The sequence below is a fragment of the Phormidesmis sp. 146-12 genome, assembly GCF_052939495.1.
In genome coordinates this window covers 41,229-57,192 of sequence record NZ_JBJPHS010000039.1, presented here as the reverse complement: position 1 = coordinate 57,192, position 15,964 = coordinate 41,229, and the positions used below count along the sequence as shown (strand labels likewise).

General features: G+C 48.9%; 13 protein-coding genes. 2 read left to right on the top strand and 11 right to left on the bottom strand.

Annotated elements, in window-relative coordinates; translation table 11 throughout:
* Positions 1-404: 404 nt before the first annotated feature.
* Positions 405-923: a hypothetical protein gene (locus ACKFKF_RS17385; protein WP_446868840.1), complete on the bottom strand. Its 519-nt coding sequence runs from the start codon at positions 921-923 to the stop codon at positions 405-407.
* Positions 924-1,384: 461 nt separating this feature from the next.
* Between ACKFKF_RS17385 and ACKFKF_RS17380 the strand changes: the two genes are divergently transcribed.
* A complete protein-coding gene (locus tag ACKFKF_RS17380) occupies positions 1,385-1,732 on the top strand; it encodes a hypothetical protein (RefSeq protein ID WP_446860044.1) in 348 nt (115 codons plus the stop codon).
* A gap of 45 nt (positions 1,733-1,777) precedes the next feature.
* Here ACKFKF_RS17380 and ACKFKF_RS17375 read toward each other — a convergent pair whose 3' ends face one another.
* The 6 genes from ACKFKF_RS17375 to glgA all read right to left on the bottom strand — a co-directional run bounded on the left by ACKFKF_RS17375 (position 1,778) and on the right by glgA (position 7,471).
* On the bottom strand, positions 1,778-2,503 hold the full coding sequence (locus ACKFKF_RS17375) for an ABC transporter ATP-binding protein (protein WP_446868839.1): 726 nt from the start codon (positions 2,501-2,503) through the stop codon (positions 1,778-1,780).
* Positions 2,504-2,564: 61 nt separating this feature from the next.
* Positions 2,565-2,792 (bottom strand): indolepyruvate ferredoxin oxidoreductase subunit alpha, encoded by a 228-nt coding sequence (locus tag ACKFKF_RS17370; RefSeq protein WP_446860042.1) that lies wholly within the window; start codon positions 2,790-2,792, stop codon positions 2,565-2,567.
* 36 nt (positions 2,793-2,828) lie between these two features.
* A complete protein-coding gene (locus ACKFKF_RS17365; protein ID WP_446868838.1) occupies positions 2,829-4,082 on the bottom strand; it encodes an ATP phosphoribosyltransferase regulatory subunit in 1,254 nt (417 codons plus the stop codon).
* A complete protein-coding gene (locus tag ACKFKF_RS17360; protein WP_446860040.1) occupies positions 4,082-5,017 on the bottom strand; it encodes a J domain-containing protein in 936 nt (311 codons plus the stop codon). The genes ACKFKF_RS17365 and ACKFKF_RS17360 overlap by 1 nt, the downstream gene beginning before the upstream one ends.
* Positions 5,018-5,156: 139 nt before the next feature.
* A complete protein-coding gene (locus ACKFKF_RS17355; protein WP_446868837.1) occupies positions 5,157-5,987 on the bottom strand; it encodes an inositol monophosphatase family protein in 831 nt (276 codons plus the stop codon).
* Between the two features lie 8 nt (positions 5,988-5,995).
* Complete coding sequence (gene glgA, locus ACKFKF_RS17350) at positions 5,996-7,471, bottom strand: glycogen synthase GlgA (protein WP_446868836.1); 1,476 nt, start codon at positions 7,469-7,471, stop codon at positions 5,996-5,998.
* Positions 7,472-7,991: 520 nt separating this feature from the next.
* Between glgA and ACKFKF_RS17345 the strand changes: the two genes are divergently transcribed.
* Positions 7,992-9,077, top strand: coding sequence for a glycosyltransferase family 4 protein (locus tag ACKFKF_RS17345; protein WP_446868835.1), 1,086 nt, complete (start codon positions 7,992-7,994; stop codon positions 9,075-9,077).
* Positions 9,078-9,299: 222 nt separating this feature from the next.
* Here ACKFKF_RS17345 and ACKFKF_RS17340 read toward each other — a convergent pair whose 3' ends face one another.
* From ACKFKF_RS17340 to ACKFKF_RS17325, 4 genes are all read right to left on the bottom strand, one after another.
* Positions 9,300-10,184 carry an alpha/beta fold hydrolase gene (locus ACKFKF_RS17340; RefSeq protein WP_446868834.1) on the bottom strand — a complete coding sequence of 295 codons (885 nt, stop codon included), beginning with the start codon at positions 10,182-10,184 and terminating at the stop codon, positions 9,300-9,302.
* 461 nt (positions 10,185-10,645) lie between these two features.
* Positions 10,646-11,491: a hypothetical protein gene (locus ACKFKF_RS17335; protein ID WP_446868833.1), complete on the bottom strand. Its 846-nt coding sequence runs from the start codon at positions 11,489-11,491 to the stop codon at positions 10,646-10,648.
* Between the two features lie 576 nt (positions 11,492-12,067).
* Positions 12,068-13,099, bottom strand: a complete 1,032-nt coding sequence (locus ACKFKF_RS17330) for a polysaccharide biosynthesis/export family protein (RefSeq protein WP_446868832.1) — start codon at positions 13,097-13,099, stop codon at positions 12,068-12,070.
* A 272-nt stretch (positions 13,100-13,371) separates the two neighbouring features.
* The gene (locus ACKFKF_RS17325) at positions 13,372-15,561 is read right to left on the bottom strand and encodes a GumC family protein (protein WP_446868831.1); all 2,190 of its coding nucleotides are present in this window, start codon (positions 15,559-15,561) and stop codon (positions 13,372-13,374) included.
* Positions 15,562-15,964: the final 403 nt, after the last annotated feature.

Below are 15,964 nucleotides of genomic sequence, written 5' to 3'. Positions count from 1 at the left end.
GGGCGACCCTAGCTAAATCCCGATTTCGTGAATCTTAGGGGAATCGGTCTGCCACACTCTTAAGATGCAAGGGGGCTGAAGCTAAATTAAACGAAGCGAGCCACTCTCATCGAACTGACGTTAAAAAGGGGGATTTTGAATCTGGTTCCTCCCTTTTTAAGGAGGGCTAGGCGGGATCTAACCCGTTCTGCTACCAGCGAGATGACTTTTAAAACATCCTCTAAGAGGAAGGTAAACGAGGTAGGGTGAAGTGATGAACCTGTGAGAATCCTGAGAGACACCACGCAATGTCTTGACTGCCATTCAACTCATCTCCGTAAAAACGGAATCAAGAAGGGTAAGGCTGTGATTAGTAAGGCTGTGCTGAGGGTTTAAACCTGCACAAATTTTTGACAAGCTGACATCTAGAATCGAATCCCTACGCCACCCTGGAGTGAAGTCGCTGCCCCACCTCGCTTGTAGCCGTCAAAAGCAAAAATAGCATTCCCAAAAAGCACCACATTACTGTTGGGCAGCGCATAATCAATCCCCGGTTGCAGCACAAAGCTCGTCTGGTCACCAATGGGCGTATTGCTCCCGATCGGGATCGAAGCCCCTGCGCCAATATAGACATCCGTTTGCCAATTGACCGGAATATCGTAGGAAACCGTCGGAACGAGCGCCACCCCATCGCCGATCAAAACTTGTCCTCTTAGCGAAATCGGCGCTCTCAAAAGCTTGTAGCGACCTGCAATCACGCCCGAAGTTTTGCGATCGTCATTTTCTGCCCTGGTCAACCCAAACGACGCGCCAACCCCAACATAGCTACCGTAAGCCGCCTGCGAAAAAGCGGAAGCCTGGGTCATCAGCGAAAGACCTACGATCGTGCCACTTCCTACGGCGATCGCACCCACTCTCAAACGCAACCAATTAAGAACTTTCATCAATGAACTCCTCAGTAACCAAACGGCAGAATCAGGATCGGCTCCCAATATTTAGGGATCAAATGTTAAATAGATGACTTTAAAGGATGGTAATAATTCACCTAAAATGCCCTGAATATCATTTAATAATACTCAACAACTTCAGTTCTCAACCCTTCAATTTCAAACCCTTGTTCTTTTACTTGTTCTTTTAGAAGTTTCCATTTGAGCATTTATCAAAAACAAATTCATCGCTCGATAGATTTTCTTCTAGCAAATCAGGCACTTCTTAAGCAGAAAACTAATCGCTCGAATATTCTTGATGCTCTAACCGTTGCGGGTTCTGTGTCTCTTATCACAATAAATTTGGGCAATTCTTAGAAACTAATAAAGATGCGTCGAATGTTCTCCCGATCGGTCTTTAATAGGCTCATGATAGAGAAGTGCTGCATCTTCACAATCGGTCATTCTCCCGATAACTTATGGATACCTCTTATTTAGTCCCAGACGATTTGCCGCCCTCCGAATGGACAGAGCAGGATGCTTGGCTGCGCCGAAGGTTAGAAGAGGCGGTCAATCGATGTTTTTATGAGTCCTGTGATGGGGTAATGCAGGCTTTGCTCATCAATTGTCACTGGGGGTTTTCGATTACAGCAAGCGCCCTGACGTTGGTGATCCATTGCCCTGACCAGGCGATCAATCTGCGGGTTTTAAACAATGTGGTGGCGATCGCCAACCTGCTCAAACCGTTCTCAAAAACTGCCAAAATTAGCATCTGTCCCCCAAATGGCGAGGCGCTTGATGTCCGCGTGGATGAAGTCTCTGTGTAGCGAGATTTGGTTTGGAGGGATGAGGGATGAATTAGAACTGGCTCGTTAGTGGGCTTTGCCAGCACCGAGGTAGAGTTCGGCGACTTTGGGGTTGTTGAGTAAATCGATGCCTCGTCCTTCAAAGCGATCGCGCCCCGCTTCTAACACATAGCCGCGATCGGACATTTCCAAAGCTCTTTTGGCGTTTTGTTCAACGAGGACGATCGCCGTTCCGCCCCGGTTGATTTCACGAATTTGCTCGAAGACGCTGTTGACTAAAATTGGAGAGAGCGCAGCAGAAGGCTCGTCTAGCAGCAATAGACTGGGCTGTAGCATCAAGGCTTTACCCATTGCCAACATTTGCCGTTCGCCTCCAGAAAGCGTGCCTGCGCGTTGTTTGCGCCGTTCTGCCAGACGAGGAAATTTGGTGAAGATCTCATCTTTGAGCGGCTGCAAATTTACGTCTCTGACAAAGGCTCCCATCTCTAAGTTTTCTTCGACGGTCAGCGACGGAAAGGTATTGGAAATCTGCGGGACGTAACACATTCCCCGTTTGACAATCTGGTCTGATTTGAGTCCGGCAATGCTCTCACCTTTGAACGCGATCGTGCCCTCATTGGGAGTTAGCAACCCAAAGACTGCCTTTGCCAGCGTCGATTTTCCGGCTCCGTTGGGGCCAATAATTGCCACCAATTCACCGGGGTACACCTTCATGCTTATACCCTGCAAGATGTTGAGATCCTCGATATAGCCTGCGTGGATGGTGTCAACTTCGAGAAGGGGAGAGGTCATGGAGGGATGAGGGATGAGGGATGAGGGATGAGAAGAAGCCTTGAAAGTGGGCGGTCGGAGGCTATTCGGGGGTTTTTTGGAGTTCGGGGCGTTCTTCGGGGACGATCGCACCCTCGACAGGACAAACTTGTAGACAGATTCCACAGTCGATGCAAGTGGAGAAATCGATCCAGTACCAGTCTGTGCCTTTGGTGTTTTTGCCTGGCCCAGGATGAATGCAGGCAACAGGGCAAGCGTCTACGCAGTCTGCAACGCCTTCACAAATATTTGTCACGATCGTATGGGACACAGTAGTTCTCTCAATGATGGGATGCTTTCATTATCGCTAACTCAGCGTCTCCACAACCGCCGAACCGTCTGCCTTGATCCAAGCGATCTTGGCGATCCGACGGCTTTGGGCTTGGGTGCGGATGGTTTCACGATCGAGGCTCAACTCTCCAGCACCGCCGCTGAGATCAAGTTCTACCTGGAGCGGTTCGGGTTGGTTGCGTAGGGTTTGGGCGTAGGAGAAGGCGATCGCATTCGTTTGGGGCGTTTCGGAGACGACAAGCCACTCGCTCGCAGCCGTCTGCATCGGAAGCTGACCCGTCTGCAAAAGTACTTGATGAAGCTGCTCGATTTGTAGAGAGAATCCGATACTGGGGATGGTCTGTCCCTGGGGATGAAACTGACCCAAAAGCTGGTCATAGCGTCCACCTTGACCCAAAACCTGCTGACCTGAGACGGGACTGCTGACCACCTCAAACACAATCCCCGTGTAATAGTCAAAGGTGCGAATGATGCTCAAATCAAGCACGATCGCCAACTCAGAAGCCTGGTCAGATTGCAGCCGCAAACTATCTTGTAGCAGGTCAACTAGAGATTTGAGATTGTTGACGGCTTCTTGCTGACTGTCGTCCAAATCTAATTGACTCACTTGTTGAATCACATCCGCAGGCTTACCGCGTAAATCCATCAGCACCAAGGCTCGATCGCGCAGTTCATTCGACAGGGGCAAGGCTTCGAGGGTTAATCGATCGAGATGAGCGATCGCCGTACGGACTCGGTTTCGCAGATCAGACGGAAAAACAGAGAGCAGCGATCGCGTCAGGCCCGCTTCACCCAAAATCAATGACCAGCCCTGAAACCCTAGCTGATCGAGACTGTCGATCGTCAGCAATAAAATTTCTGCATCAGCCAGCAAGCCGCCGCCGCCCAACAATTCAACGCCTGCTTGATAAAATTCTTGTTGTCCCGTGTGGCTGCCTTCTTGCGCCCGACGAAACACATTGGCGTTGTAATAAAGCCGTTGAGGAAAGGTCGATCCTGCCATGCGAGTGACCGCAGTCCGCGCGATCGAGGCCGTCAATTCTGGACGCAGCCCCAACACTTCATCATTGAGATTGTGTAATTGTAAGACGGTCGATCGCTCGATCGCTCCCCCCGCCATCAATGTATCCAATCGTTCTAGCGTCGAGGTAATGATCCGATGGTAGCCCCAGCGATAAAACACCTGCTGCAACCGATCTTCGATCCAGCGTTTTTGAGCCACATCCAAAGGCAGCAGATCTCTAGCCCCAGTGGGCGGTTGATACACCATTATTTTTTCTTTCCACCGAATAGGCCGCCAAAGAGTCCGCCGTTGGGCTTGGCGTTAGTTGGCTTGCTGGCGGGTTTTGTAGACGGTTGAGAAGTTGTACCGCTGGCTTTTTGCTCTAGCCACTGTTTTCCTTCGAGCGCCACGGGGTCTTGAGGATTCGCTGACAGCGCTTTGTTAAAGTGAATTTTGGCCATCGTCCCTTGATTTTGGCGCAGGTAAACCATCCCCATCAGGCTGTGACAGCGACTATTGTTTGGCTCAATTTTTAGTGCGTCTCGTAGCTCAAGGGTCGCTTTGGCATAGTTGCCTTTAGCCATAAACCCTTCTGCTCGACGGTAATATTGCTCGGCGATCGATTCTTCTTTGGGCGCAGCGGGAGTCACCACAACTTCGGCAGCAGGCGCAGGCGTGTGAGTGGCCGTTGTAAACAGTTGGGGTTTGGGTTCGACCAGTTCTCCGTTGGCTTCTCGCCGCATGACGTAGACGAGATTGAGTTCACTGATTTGAGCCGTTAGCTCGATCGCTTGGTCAAACTGCTCATATTGTCTGCCTGCGAGATCTTGTAGCGCCGTTCGATAAAAATAATCGGGATTGCTGGCGGTCATTAGCTGTTTGGCCAGGCTGCCCATGACTTCGATCGAGGGGTTGCGCTGTGCAGACTGCCCTTTGAGCTTGAGAATGAGAACGTGATCAACGCGGTTCTTTTCTTGAGACAGCTTTTCCCAGGCGGGGTTGACCATTTTTGAAAGAAGCTGATCCGCCAGCAGTCGATCGGAGTCACTCACGGCCAGTCCGCTATCAGGGTGCAGCCGCCGCGCAATTTTCAGATAGCTTTTGCGGATTTCTTTGACATCTGCCTCGATCGACACGCCCAAGACCGAGTGATGGTCAGCAAAATCCAACATGAATAGACCTCGTTGTATTTGAAAACTCATGTTGTTTTTCTACCTGCTTGCGCTAGATGATGTTTAGTGTATGCGATCCAGCCAGACTGATCTTATTTGTCAGACGAAGTTGACTTAGAGCATTGCTCGATCGTTTAGACCGACCTGTGAGCAGCCAATCAGTCTCCGATTATTCTATAAGATTTCTCGCTTTGCTCCCAACCTCGCTCCCAACCTCTAAAAGTGCCTGACTGAGGCTGTCATGGATTTGAGAATTGGTGGCCAAAATTCTGCCAGAACTGAGTTGAAAGGGTGTGCGATCGTAAGCCGTCACCCGGCCCCCCGCTTCTTGCACCAGCACGACACCCGCCGCCATATCCCAAATCGACAAACCGCGCTCCCAGTAGCCATCCAAGCGACCGCAAGCGATATAAGCCAGATCCAAAGCGGCTGCCCCGTCTCTCCGAACTCCCTGCGTCAAATGGGTCAGATGGGCAAATTCAGCGTAGTTGGTATCGGAGGTTTGGCGGCGATCGTAGGCAAATCCAGTCACCAACAGGCTTTTACTCAAGTCATCGGTTTGAGAAACTTGCATGGGACGGCGATTACAGGTTGCTCCCAGTCCCTTTGCCGCGCGAAACAACTCCTGACGAATCGGATCGTAGACCACGCCGACTTGAGGAATTCCATCAATTAACAGCCCGATCGACACCGCCACAAACGGATATTGATGCGCGTAATTGGTCGTGCCGTCGAGGGGGTCGATCGCCCAGAGATAGTCACTTGCCAACCCCTCCAGTTTTCCAGATTCTTCTGCCAGGATGGGATGATCGGGAACGTGTCGATGCAGGACTTCTAGAATGGCTTTCTCGGCGGCTTTGTCCGCTTCGGTGACCAGATCGCCCGATCGCCCTTTTTCTTGAATGTCTTCTAACTTGCCCCAGTAGTTTTGCAAAACGGCACCCCCAGAGAGGGCGGCTTCGGTCGCGATGTCGAGGAAAATTTGCAGAGATTGCGGCATGAGTTGGGTTAACGGTGACGAATGAAGTCGTAAATTTTCAGATAGTCCTCACCCGGATGGTTCCACGAGTAGTCGTAGTTCATGCCCTGGAGGACTAACTTTTCATACAGTTCGGGAGCGTGTTGGTAAAGCCCGATCGCCCGATCCATCGCTGATTCTAGGGCGGACTTGTCGGTTTGATAAAACACATATCCGTTGCGTTCTTCTAGCGGTTTGGTGCCTTCGTAGTCGCGATCGAAAACGGTATCCAGCAGTCCACCTACGCCGCGCACGATCGGAACGGTGCCATATCTCAGCCCGATCATTTGCGTCAATCCACACGGCTCATAGTTGCTCGGAACAATGATCATGTCTGCCCCGGCATAGATTAAATGGGCCAACTCCTCGTTAAAGCCAAGTTCTAAATGGCAGTCGGGATTGTCGTTGAGAAATTGTTTTTCGTGGTGAAAGTGGGCGTTGATTCCGGCTTCGGTTGCGGAACCCAACAGAACGAATTGCGCGCCCTGCTTCAAACTGTGGTAAAGCGCGTGATGGACTAAATGAACCCCTTTTTGCTCATCCAATCGTCCAATAAAGCAGATCAACGGGCGATCGCTCTCTCGTAACAACAGCCGCTCCTGTAAAGCCTTCTTATTCTTTGCTTTGTTCGTTAAGTCGTCAACGCTGTAATGATGAGGAATGTAGCGATCGCTCTGCGGATTCCACACGTCGTAGTCGATGCCATTCAAAACGCCGCGAAACCGATCTTGATGGACATGCAGCGTATGACCTAACCCATAGCCTTCTTTGCTAAAGCGAGCTTCCCAGGCGTGATGTGGCGAAACGGTGGTGACAAAGTTGGAGTAGGTAATGCCGCCTTTCATAAAGTTGATCGCAAACGGATTAAAGTCATCGCGCAGGCGATCGGACTGAAAGTAATAAGCCGCCTGATTTAACCCAGTTGCCGCCAAAATTTCACTGCCGCCCATGCCCTGATGCTTGAAATTGTGAACGGTATAGCAAACGCGCTGATACTCCATCCCGTGAAATTTGTAAATCTCAAACAGCATCACCGGAACCAGCCCCGTTTGCCAGTCGTGACAGTGAATCACATCAGGCCGTTTGTTGCTTCTAAGCAAAAATTCCAGTGCCGCCTTACTAAAAAAGGCAAACCGAAAATTGTCATCTGAGCAACCGTAATAACAGCCTCGATCGAAGAAGCGATCGTCCGACTGCGGTTGAATAAAGAAGCACAGGCGACCATGTACCCAGCCACAAAATACCTGACAGCAAACCACGCCCCCATACCAGGGCACCATCAGATCGCGGTAGGCTTCATGCAGCCCCCAAATGTGGTCATAGCGCATACAGTCGTACATTGGCAGCACCAGTTCGACGGTGTGACCCCGCATTTCTAAATCGCGGCTGAGGCCATAAACCACATCACCCAAGCCTCCCGCCTTGATGACAGGGGCGCACTCAGAGGCAACCTGCACAATGTACATATCTGTTCTCTCTTATCAGCTTTACAAAAGTTTGTTTTTCCGGTGTTCCCCTTAAAATGATACGCAACTTTGGGCCATCGTCTAGTCGTCGATCGAGAGATATCAAAAATTCTGAACAGACAATTGGATAGGACACTCTCAGTAGAAAAATCAGTTCATAAAACAACACAAACCCTTGCTAAATCAGTTCACGATGAATAAAAAGATTGATTAGTTAGCATCTCAGTAATCTGAATTGATGTATCAGAAAAACAGATTTGAGAACGCTGAAAAAACAGCAAAAATACTGGCTTAAAATACCGATACTGAGTTTTGATCGTTTCATCTAATCACTTTGTTGATGCTAAATTGATGCTAAGGTTTTGCTAGACTAATCACAGGTTATCTACTTCATCATTTCTTCATAGAAAGCAGGAATATCACTCTAAAGAAAGATAGGAAACGCAAACGAATTGGTTTAGATGTGGAATAGAGATTCCTGTCTCAGTCATCAAGTCGGCTATTACAACGGGAGATTTATATGCGAATTGCTCAGGTTGCCCCATTGTGGGAGCGTGTTCCACCTCCAGCCTATGGCGGTATCGAGTTGGTCGTAAGTTTGTTAACCGATGAACTGGTGCGGCGGGGGCATGAAGTCACGTTGTTTGCATCGGGTGACTCCCTCAGTCTGGCTAAATTAGAGTCGGTGCATCCCCAAGCGATTCGTTTAGATCCGACCGTGAAGGAATACAGCGTTTATGAAATGCTGCAACTGAGTCATGTGTACGATCGTGCTTCTGAGTTTGATGTCATTCATTCTCACTTAGATTATTCAACGCTGCTCTACGCCAATCTGGTCAAAACGCCGACGATTCACACGTTACACGGGGCTTTTATGCCCGATCGCGAAAAGCTATTTCGTCGCGCCAAGCATCAAAATTATGTGAGCATCTCCAACGCCCAGCGCAAACCTGGGCTGGATCTCAACTATGTAGCGACAGTTTATAACGCGATCGCCGTCGATCGTCACGAATTTCACGCCCAGCCAAATGATCCGCCTTATCTAGCATTTCTGGGTCGCCTCTCGCCCGAAAAAGGGCCACATCACGCGATCGCCATTGCCAAAAAAGCTGGACTCCCGCTCAAAATGGCGGGCAAAGTTGACAAAGTAGATGTCGAATATTTTGAGCAAGAAATCAAGCCTCACATTGACGGCGACCAGATCCAGTTTCTCGGTGAAGCCAATCACACTCAAAAAAATGCGCTGATGGGCGGAGCGATCGCCACCCTGTTTCCGATCACCTGGAAGGAACCATTTGGGCTGGTGATGATCGAGTCAATGGCTGCCGGAACTCCTGTGATCGCGATGAATCTTGGCTCAACGCCAGAAGTGATCGCCCACGGTCAAAGTGGCTTTGTATGCGACACGATCGATGAATGCGTCGATGCAGTCAAAAAAGTCGAGCAGTTGGATCGATCGTTTTGTCGGCAGTACGTCGCCAAACGCTTTAGTGTAGAACGCATGACGGACGGCTATGAAGCTGCTTATCAGAAGGTTTTGGCGGAGCGGTATGTGATGAATCGTCAAGCGCGACCCCTACGACTCAGTGTTAATCGGAGTGCTTAGGATTAAATAACCTGTAGCGTTGGCTGGCGATTCAAATCTCTTATTGTTGTCAACGATCGCCCAGGGTTTCAGGACTTTTGTTTAGTCATCCAGGAGTTCCGCACTCGATCGACCAGCCAGCCCCACAAAAGGGACAAGTTTCAGGACTTTTGTTTAGTCATCCAGGAGTTCCGGTGTTGCCGTTTGGGGCACAGAGCAACATGAACTTTAATCGACCGATCGTTAGTCGAGTAGCGGTAGGAATTTTTGAATCAGTCCGATCGTCACCGCTGGCAATTCTAATTGAGGAGTGAGGCCTACGTCGTCTAAGTAGTAGAAGATGCGAATGGCTTGAGAATTCATGTCAGCAAGACGGCGGCCGATTTCTGGACTGGTGTACTCGGTTTTTTGCCCCCAAATCATTGCTGTGGGCGTGGTGAGTTGCGTAATAAATTGCGACAGGTCAAAGCTCAAATCTCCCCGAACAAACGACAGGGCTGCATATTCTGCATTGTCGCGCTCGGCAGACATTAGATAAGCGGCAGTGATTTCTGGAAAGACCCGCTCTGGATGGGCAAACTGACGCTGTTCTAAAAAGGTTTGAATGCCAAAAGACGTTGCAATTCCAGTTTTATACAGCAGCAGATCAACGATCGGCACATTCACCACTTGAGCAAATAAACTCTGGCTATAGTCTTTGCCAAATTCTTTGAGTCCCTCAGCGGTCGTTAGAATTAGTGACTTAAACAAATCAGGACGCTGGATTGCGGCTCGAATTGTATAAGCGGCGGTCAAAGAAGACGCGATCACGCGAGTAGGAGCGGTGCAGGTTTTTTCTAAAAATTCAATAATTGTGGAGATGTAGTCGTCAGGCTGATAGCGTCTAGCGGGATGATCCGATCGTCCCCAGCCAATCAGATCGGGTGCCAAAATTCGATAGTTTGCCGCAAACGCAGGATAGACTTTTGACCATTCATAAGCAGAAGACCCACCCCCAAATCCATGCAAAAAAACAAGTGTCTCTTGGGTATCCGATTCACCCCACGGAGCATCTAACGCTGTGTAGTAAACCATTCTGCCCAGGTGAGTGAGCACCGATCGTTCGCCAAAACCAGGAGGAAGAAACATGGCTAACCCTCATTAATGCTTGTCCTGATTGTAGTCGCGATCGTTTGAGAAAGGGACTGCGGACGAGGGACTTTGGACGGGGATTTTAATACCAAACGCTTTCTTGTCTGAAGTTTTTGTCCAGAAATCAATAGCTAGAGGTTGAGAGAATGTTTGAGACGGGTTTGGTTATGAGATGGAGACTCGGCAATCCCCCTGACCCCCTTCAAAAGGGCTACCGTGTACACACAAGTCGTTCTCGCTTCGTTTCAGTCGGCTTCAGCCCCCTAAATCCCCCAGTCTGGGGGACTTTGACCAAGGAAAGATTTCCAAAGTTCAAAGCCATGACGACGGCTCAAAGTCCCCCATTTTTGGGGGATTTAGGGGGCGAAGGATCTCAGCAATGACAGATCGATCGACGTGTGTGTACACGGCAGCTTCAAAAGGGAGGAACCGGATTTAATGTCTAAGGTCTAATGTCTTTATAAACTTCCGGTTAGAGCGTCTGTTTTGAGTTGTGCAAGTCTGTCGTTGAGTTGATGATGTATGCGGTCAATGGTTGATTCTTGACTGAGGATAGGACTCACCTGATTGATAATTTTCTTGAATTGTTGTTCAATACGTTTTGAGTGAATCCAGAACTTGAAGTTTCTTGGAATATCGTCTTTTGACGGCATGTATAACCGACTAATTTTGGATGGATTGTGCTGAAGATTGAGCGTAGAAAGCCAATCTTGCCACTTAAAGTCATTGATGCTGCCATCTGATTTAATCGGAATCCAGGGCACTCTCAGCGCATCCGCGACGATCGCTCCGTGCATTGCCTCTGCCAGCACACATTCTGAGAAATTAATCATGCGAATGCAGCGATCGACTTCCCAACTTGGATCAATGTAGGCGATGCCAATTTCTTTGCAGACATTTTTGAGTCCGGGGTTGGCCATGGTATGATGGGGGATGTAGGAGTATTTATAAAGCTTGGTAGTCGCAGGCTTGATAAAATTTTTCACCAAGTAGGCTCCGTCTCCACAAGCTAGAGCAGCATCCAATCCTAGAGCTTTGGCACTGAGCAGTCCGCGAACACAGTATATTCTGCCGAGTGTTTTGGCGTTGGGCAATCCTTTTTTGATGTATCCGACTCCGGTGCTAAAAATAACTCTGTTAGCGTTCTCCTGTGTGTTTAGAAGCAATTCATCATTTAGAAGCGTTCCAACTCCGACGAGTGTTGTAGTTGAGGCTTCGTCGAGCAATTCTGGAATGAGTCTGCCCCAGAGCCAAGGATTGAGTTCATCACCAAAGTTCTTTCCTGACCAGTAGTACAGTCTCATAGAAAATTAATGTCTATAGATCTCAATATCGATCGAACACCCACACATTATGGAAAGAAGATTTGTTGAATAGCGAAATGTAAAGTCAGCGTTTCTTGACATGTATCTTGTACACTTGACTTTATTTTGCACTTATGGAAAAAGGCTATCACTTCTTCCAAAATCGCTAAAGTCTCTACTCAGTGGCGATTACAGCAACCTTAAGTTAGCTGCACTGACTATCACTAGAGCAGAGAATAGCTGATTAGAAATAGCTTAAAACCCCTATTACTCAACTTTGCAATAGAGTTTAGTCTATGTGATTACTTTAACTTAGTTAAAACTTAATGTAAGTTCGACTACATTTTTCACTTCGTTATTCAGCGCTTCTACCTCCCAACTATCCAATCCTGAAGGATTTTCAGACCAGATTTGCGGTTAAAGTCCCTAACTCGTGGGGAATTTAGGGGGCTGCTCGAATTGATAACCGTAGTGAAAGACTTCATCGGACTGACGTTAAACACGATCGTCAAATCAATGCGCGTTCAACCCTACCGCCCAAACCCGTCGATTTTTGAGAAATTTATCCAAAAAAATTTATCTAAAGAGATTCAAAAAGAACCCAAAGGGCCCTAGCACCTGTGAACCAATATCCAAAATATCGCGAGCCACACTCTTGTGCACAATCAACACATCGCCATCCTGGACTTGCTGATCATCGGTCAAGTTTCGCAGATCTAGATCGCGACGATCGACCTTACCGTTTTCATTCATCCGCACAAACGTCACCTTACCTAGTCTGGCTTTTTCGGTTGGGCCGCCCGCGATCGCAACTGCGCTAGACAACGTACCCTCTGGCGGCACCTCTACTTCTCCCGGTTTTTTGACCTCACCGACAACTCGCACGCGCACCGTCTTAGGAGAAAACACCGCCCGCGCTGCAATGCGACGATCGATAGGATTGTCACCCTCCGCCTTAGGCACAAAAATCGTGTCTCCATCCATCAAAACTTGATCCGTCTGAGCATTCTCCGATCGCAGCGCTTCCCACAAATTCACGACGATCGGAGCCGCATCGCCAGTGGGACTGTATCGCTTGAGCATGACGCGACGAATGTCTGCATTGCGACTGACCCCCCCCGCCTGGAGTAGTGCCTCCGTGAGCGTCGGAGTAAACACTTGATTGGTGCTTCCGATCGCATTCAACGGAGCCAAACTTTGGAGTTGGATCGGGCCCGGACGCTGCACTTCGCCCGCTACATTGACGCGAATCGGCCGCAGTTTACTAATGCCGATCGTCACTACCGGATTTTTGAGTAACGGCTGCAATCGGGCTGTAATTTCTTGAGCCAGGGTGTCGGGTGTTTTGTTGCTGGCGACCAATCTCCCAATCAAAGGCAGAGTAATGCTTCCATCGGGTAAGACGACCTGCGCTCCCGTATATTCTTCGTAATCATAAACCTTGATATCCAACACATCTCCGGGGCCCAAAAAGTAATTGAGCGTCGCCATTGGACGAGTCACTGTTGGAGGCGGCAAGGTCGGCGAAGCCTGTGCCAACACAGAAGTTTGAATCGCTGTCGCAAAGACGATCGTCACCAGTCCAGATCGCAAAAAAGAAGGAGTCATAGAAATTAAGGGGCAAAGCATTCGTAGGGGAGGGGCTTCGGACTATAGACTTTGGACTTTGGAATCCGGTCTTTGAACTCCGGTCTAATACCAAATCAACCAACAAATGATACTCATAAAAAATCAGTTAATTAACCGATTTCTATCTCTTAGATTTGAAAAGAACCTATCAGGGAAGCCGTTTCAAAGTCCCCCAAACTGGGGGATTTAGGGGGCGAGGATCTGTATCAGTAACTAGTGGATTTGGTATGAGGTCTTGTCTAAGGTCTTGTCTAATGTCTCCGGTCTAACATCTTTTGTCTAACGTCTCCAATCGGCTTAATCGTGGGCCGATAGCCATAGTAGCGATCGACTCCGTAGTAGCTGCCCGATTCATTTTTAGGAATTACCCCATTCACCACCATGCCCAAAACGCGCTGACCGGATTGATTTAACAGTGATTTTGCAGCCGCGATCGCACCCGAATTCACCACCCCCGGACGCACCACCAACAGCACGCCATCTGCCAGCTTGCCTAGTGTCAGACCATCCGCAGCAAGCGCGATCGGCGGCGTGTCAATGATAATAAAGTCATAATCTGCTTTGGCCGCTTCGATCACGGCTGCGATCCGTTTGGAACTGAGCAACGCCATCGGATTAGGAGGAATCGTGCCCGCCGTGAGAATGTCCAAATTGATCAATCCTTCAGCGACACTGGTTCGATATTCTGCCTGACCCACCAATACATTGCTGAGTCCCTTAAAGTTGGGCAAATCCCAGATGCCATGCTGACTCGGACGACGCATATCCGCATCAATCAGCAGCACCCGACGACCCATCTGAGCATTCGAGACCGCTAGATTGGCAGCGACAAACGATTTGCCTTCGGTCGGGAGAGCACTGGTTACCAACACGACTTTTAGCGCCCGGTCAGTCAGCGTAAAGCCCAGCGTCGTTTGCAGCATCTCAAAGGCAGCACTCACAGGCGAATAGGGATTGTCTCGCACAGGAACGATCGCCGCCCCTTCTCCCAGTTTTTGCGAAAATCGAGGAATTGTCCCCAACAGCGGAAAGTCGAGCAGCCGTTTGGCTTCGTCGGTGGTTTTGACCGATTTGTCGATCGCCTCCAATATCACCATCACGGACAGACCTGCCAAAATTCCCAAAAATCCGCCCAGTGCAAGATTGAGCAAAATTCGAGGAGAAATCGGACGGTTGGGCACCATTGCCGCCGAGATGACTCGCGCATTACCCACATTTTGATTTTCGACCACCTGGACATCTTGCAGCCGTTTTAGCAGTTCTTCGTAGGTTGATCGCGCCACCTGTAATCGACGTTCTAGCCCCCGTTGAGTTTGTTCTAACCGGGGCAGCACATTGGCCCGATTTTGATTAAACACATAGGCATTTCTCAAGACGGTAACGCGATTTTCTAGTCCTCTGCGATCGACTTCCAGCTTGACCAGTTCCGCCGTCATGCCTTGTTTTAACTGACTGATTTGCAAGTTTTGATCGGCCACCACTTGAGGATTTCCCAGGGTTTGGGTAACTCGTTTGTCAAGTTGAGTTTTGAGGGCGGCTTCTCTACGCTTGAGGTTAGCGATCAGGGGGTGGCCGTCTTGATAGCGCGCCTGCTGTACCGCCAATTGATTTTGCACCTGCCGATAGTCGTTCAACACCTGCTGGACTTGAGTAGACTGACTCAGAGAGGTGAGGGCGATCGCTTGTTGTGCATTCAGGTCTAGCTGATTTTGCATCGATCGAGCGCGAGAAGTCGTGTCTGCCAATTCTGCTTGCGCTTTGGTGATTTGATCTGCCAGATCGCTCAGTCCTGTCACCATTGTTTTGGCTTCTTCGTCCAGCGATACTACCCGATTGGCTTCTTTAAATTGGCGCAAATAGCTCTCTGCTTCTGAAACTCTGGCTTCGACGGTGGGCAGTTCTTTGCTGATAAATTCTCGTGCAGCGACGGCCTCAGCCCGATTCATACGAACGTTGCTTTCTAGATAATTTTGGGTGAGCAGATTGACCACCATTGCCGCTTCTTTAGCGTTTGTGCTGCGGTAAGACAACTCTAATACATCGGTTCCCCGAATGCTTTTGACCTTTAGTTTTTTGAGAAATCCCTCAACTGTAAGCGGTTTCCCGTCTGCGTCTTTGAGCTTCAGTCTGGCAATCGTTTTCTGAATCAGAGGTGTCGATCGTATTATCTCAGACTCAGTATCTAGCGGGTTACTCAACTGGGTCAGACCGCTTAACTCTCCTGCTTTCTCCATCGTTCCAGAAAGTGAGGAGACTCGATTCGTCTTGTTAAATAAAAGGGTTCCTTCTGCTTCAAAGATAGGCTTTTGCAGGTAGGTGAGCGCAATTGTCAGCCCAAATACAGAGCCGAGCGCCATAAAACCAGCCAGCCAGCGCCGCTTAAAAATCAGCCAATAGCGCTGCAAATCGAGAGAATCTTGATTTTCAGGGTTAGATAGCATGGCAAAACCGAGAGAGAGCAGGAATGAGGGATTTGAAGGTTGAGCGCGATCGAGGTGGAATAACTCACACAAAAGTTTAGATCAAATAGAGAAGTCAGAATTTAAAGTTAATTGGCTATCTGGGTTCTTCTCTGTAGCCCATAGACGGCGAGGCCATCCTGTTTGATAGGCATCACAGTGTTTTCTCAAGTCTGTCTAACAATCTCTGTAGTATCTCGACAGTATCTCGACAAATGAAGAAAAGTTTTTGCAAATTCCGTAATCTTATCCATAATTGGGCATCTTGGTGAAATTTGTAATGGCTGTGATTTATCGGCACATGATACTTCATTTCTCAAGAATTCATCGAAAATAACTGCTTGTGGTGGTCGTTTTACAGAGAACACGATTTGATTGCTTAATT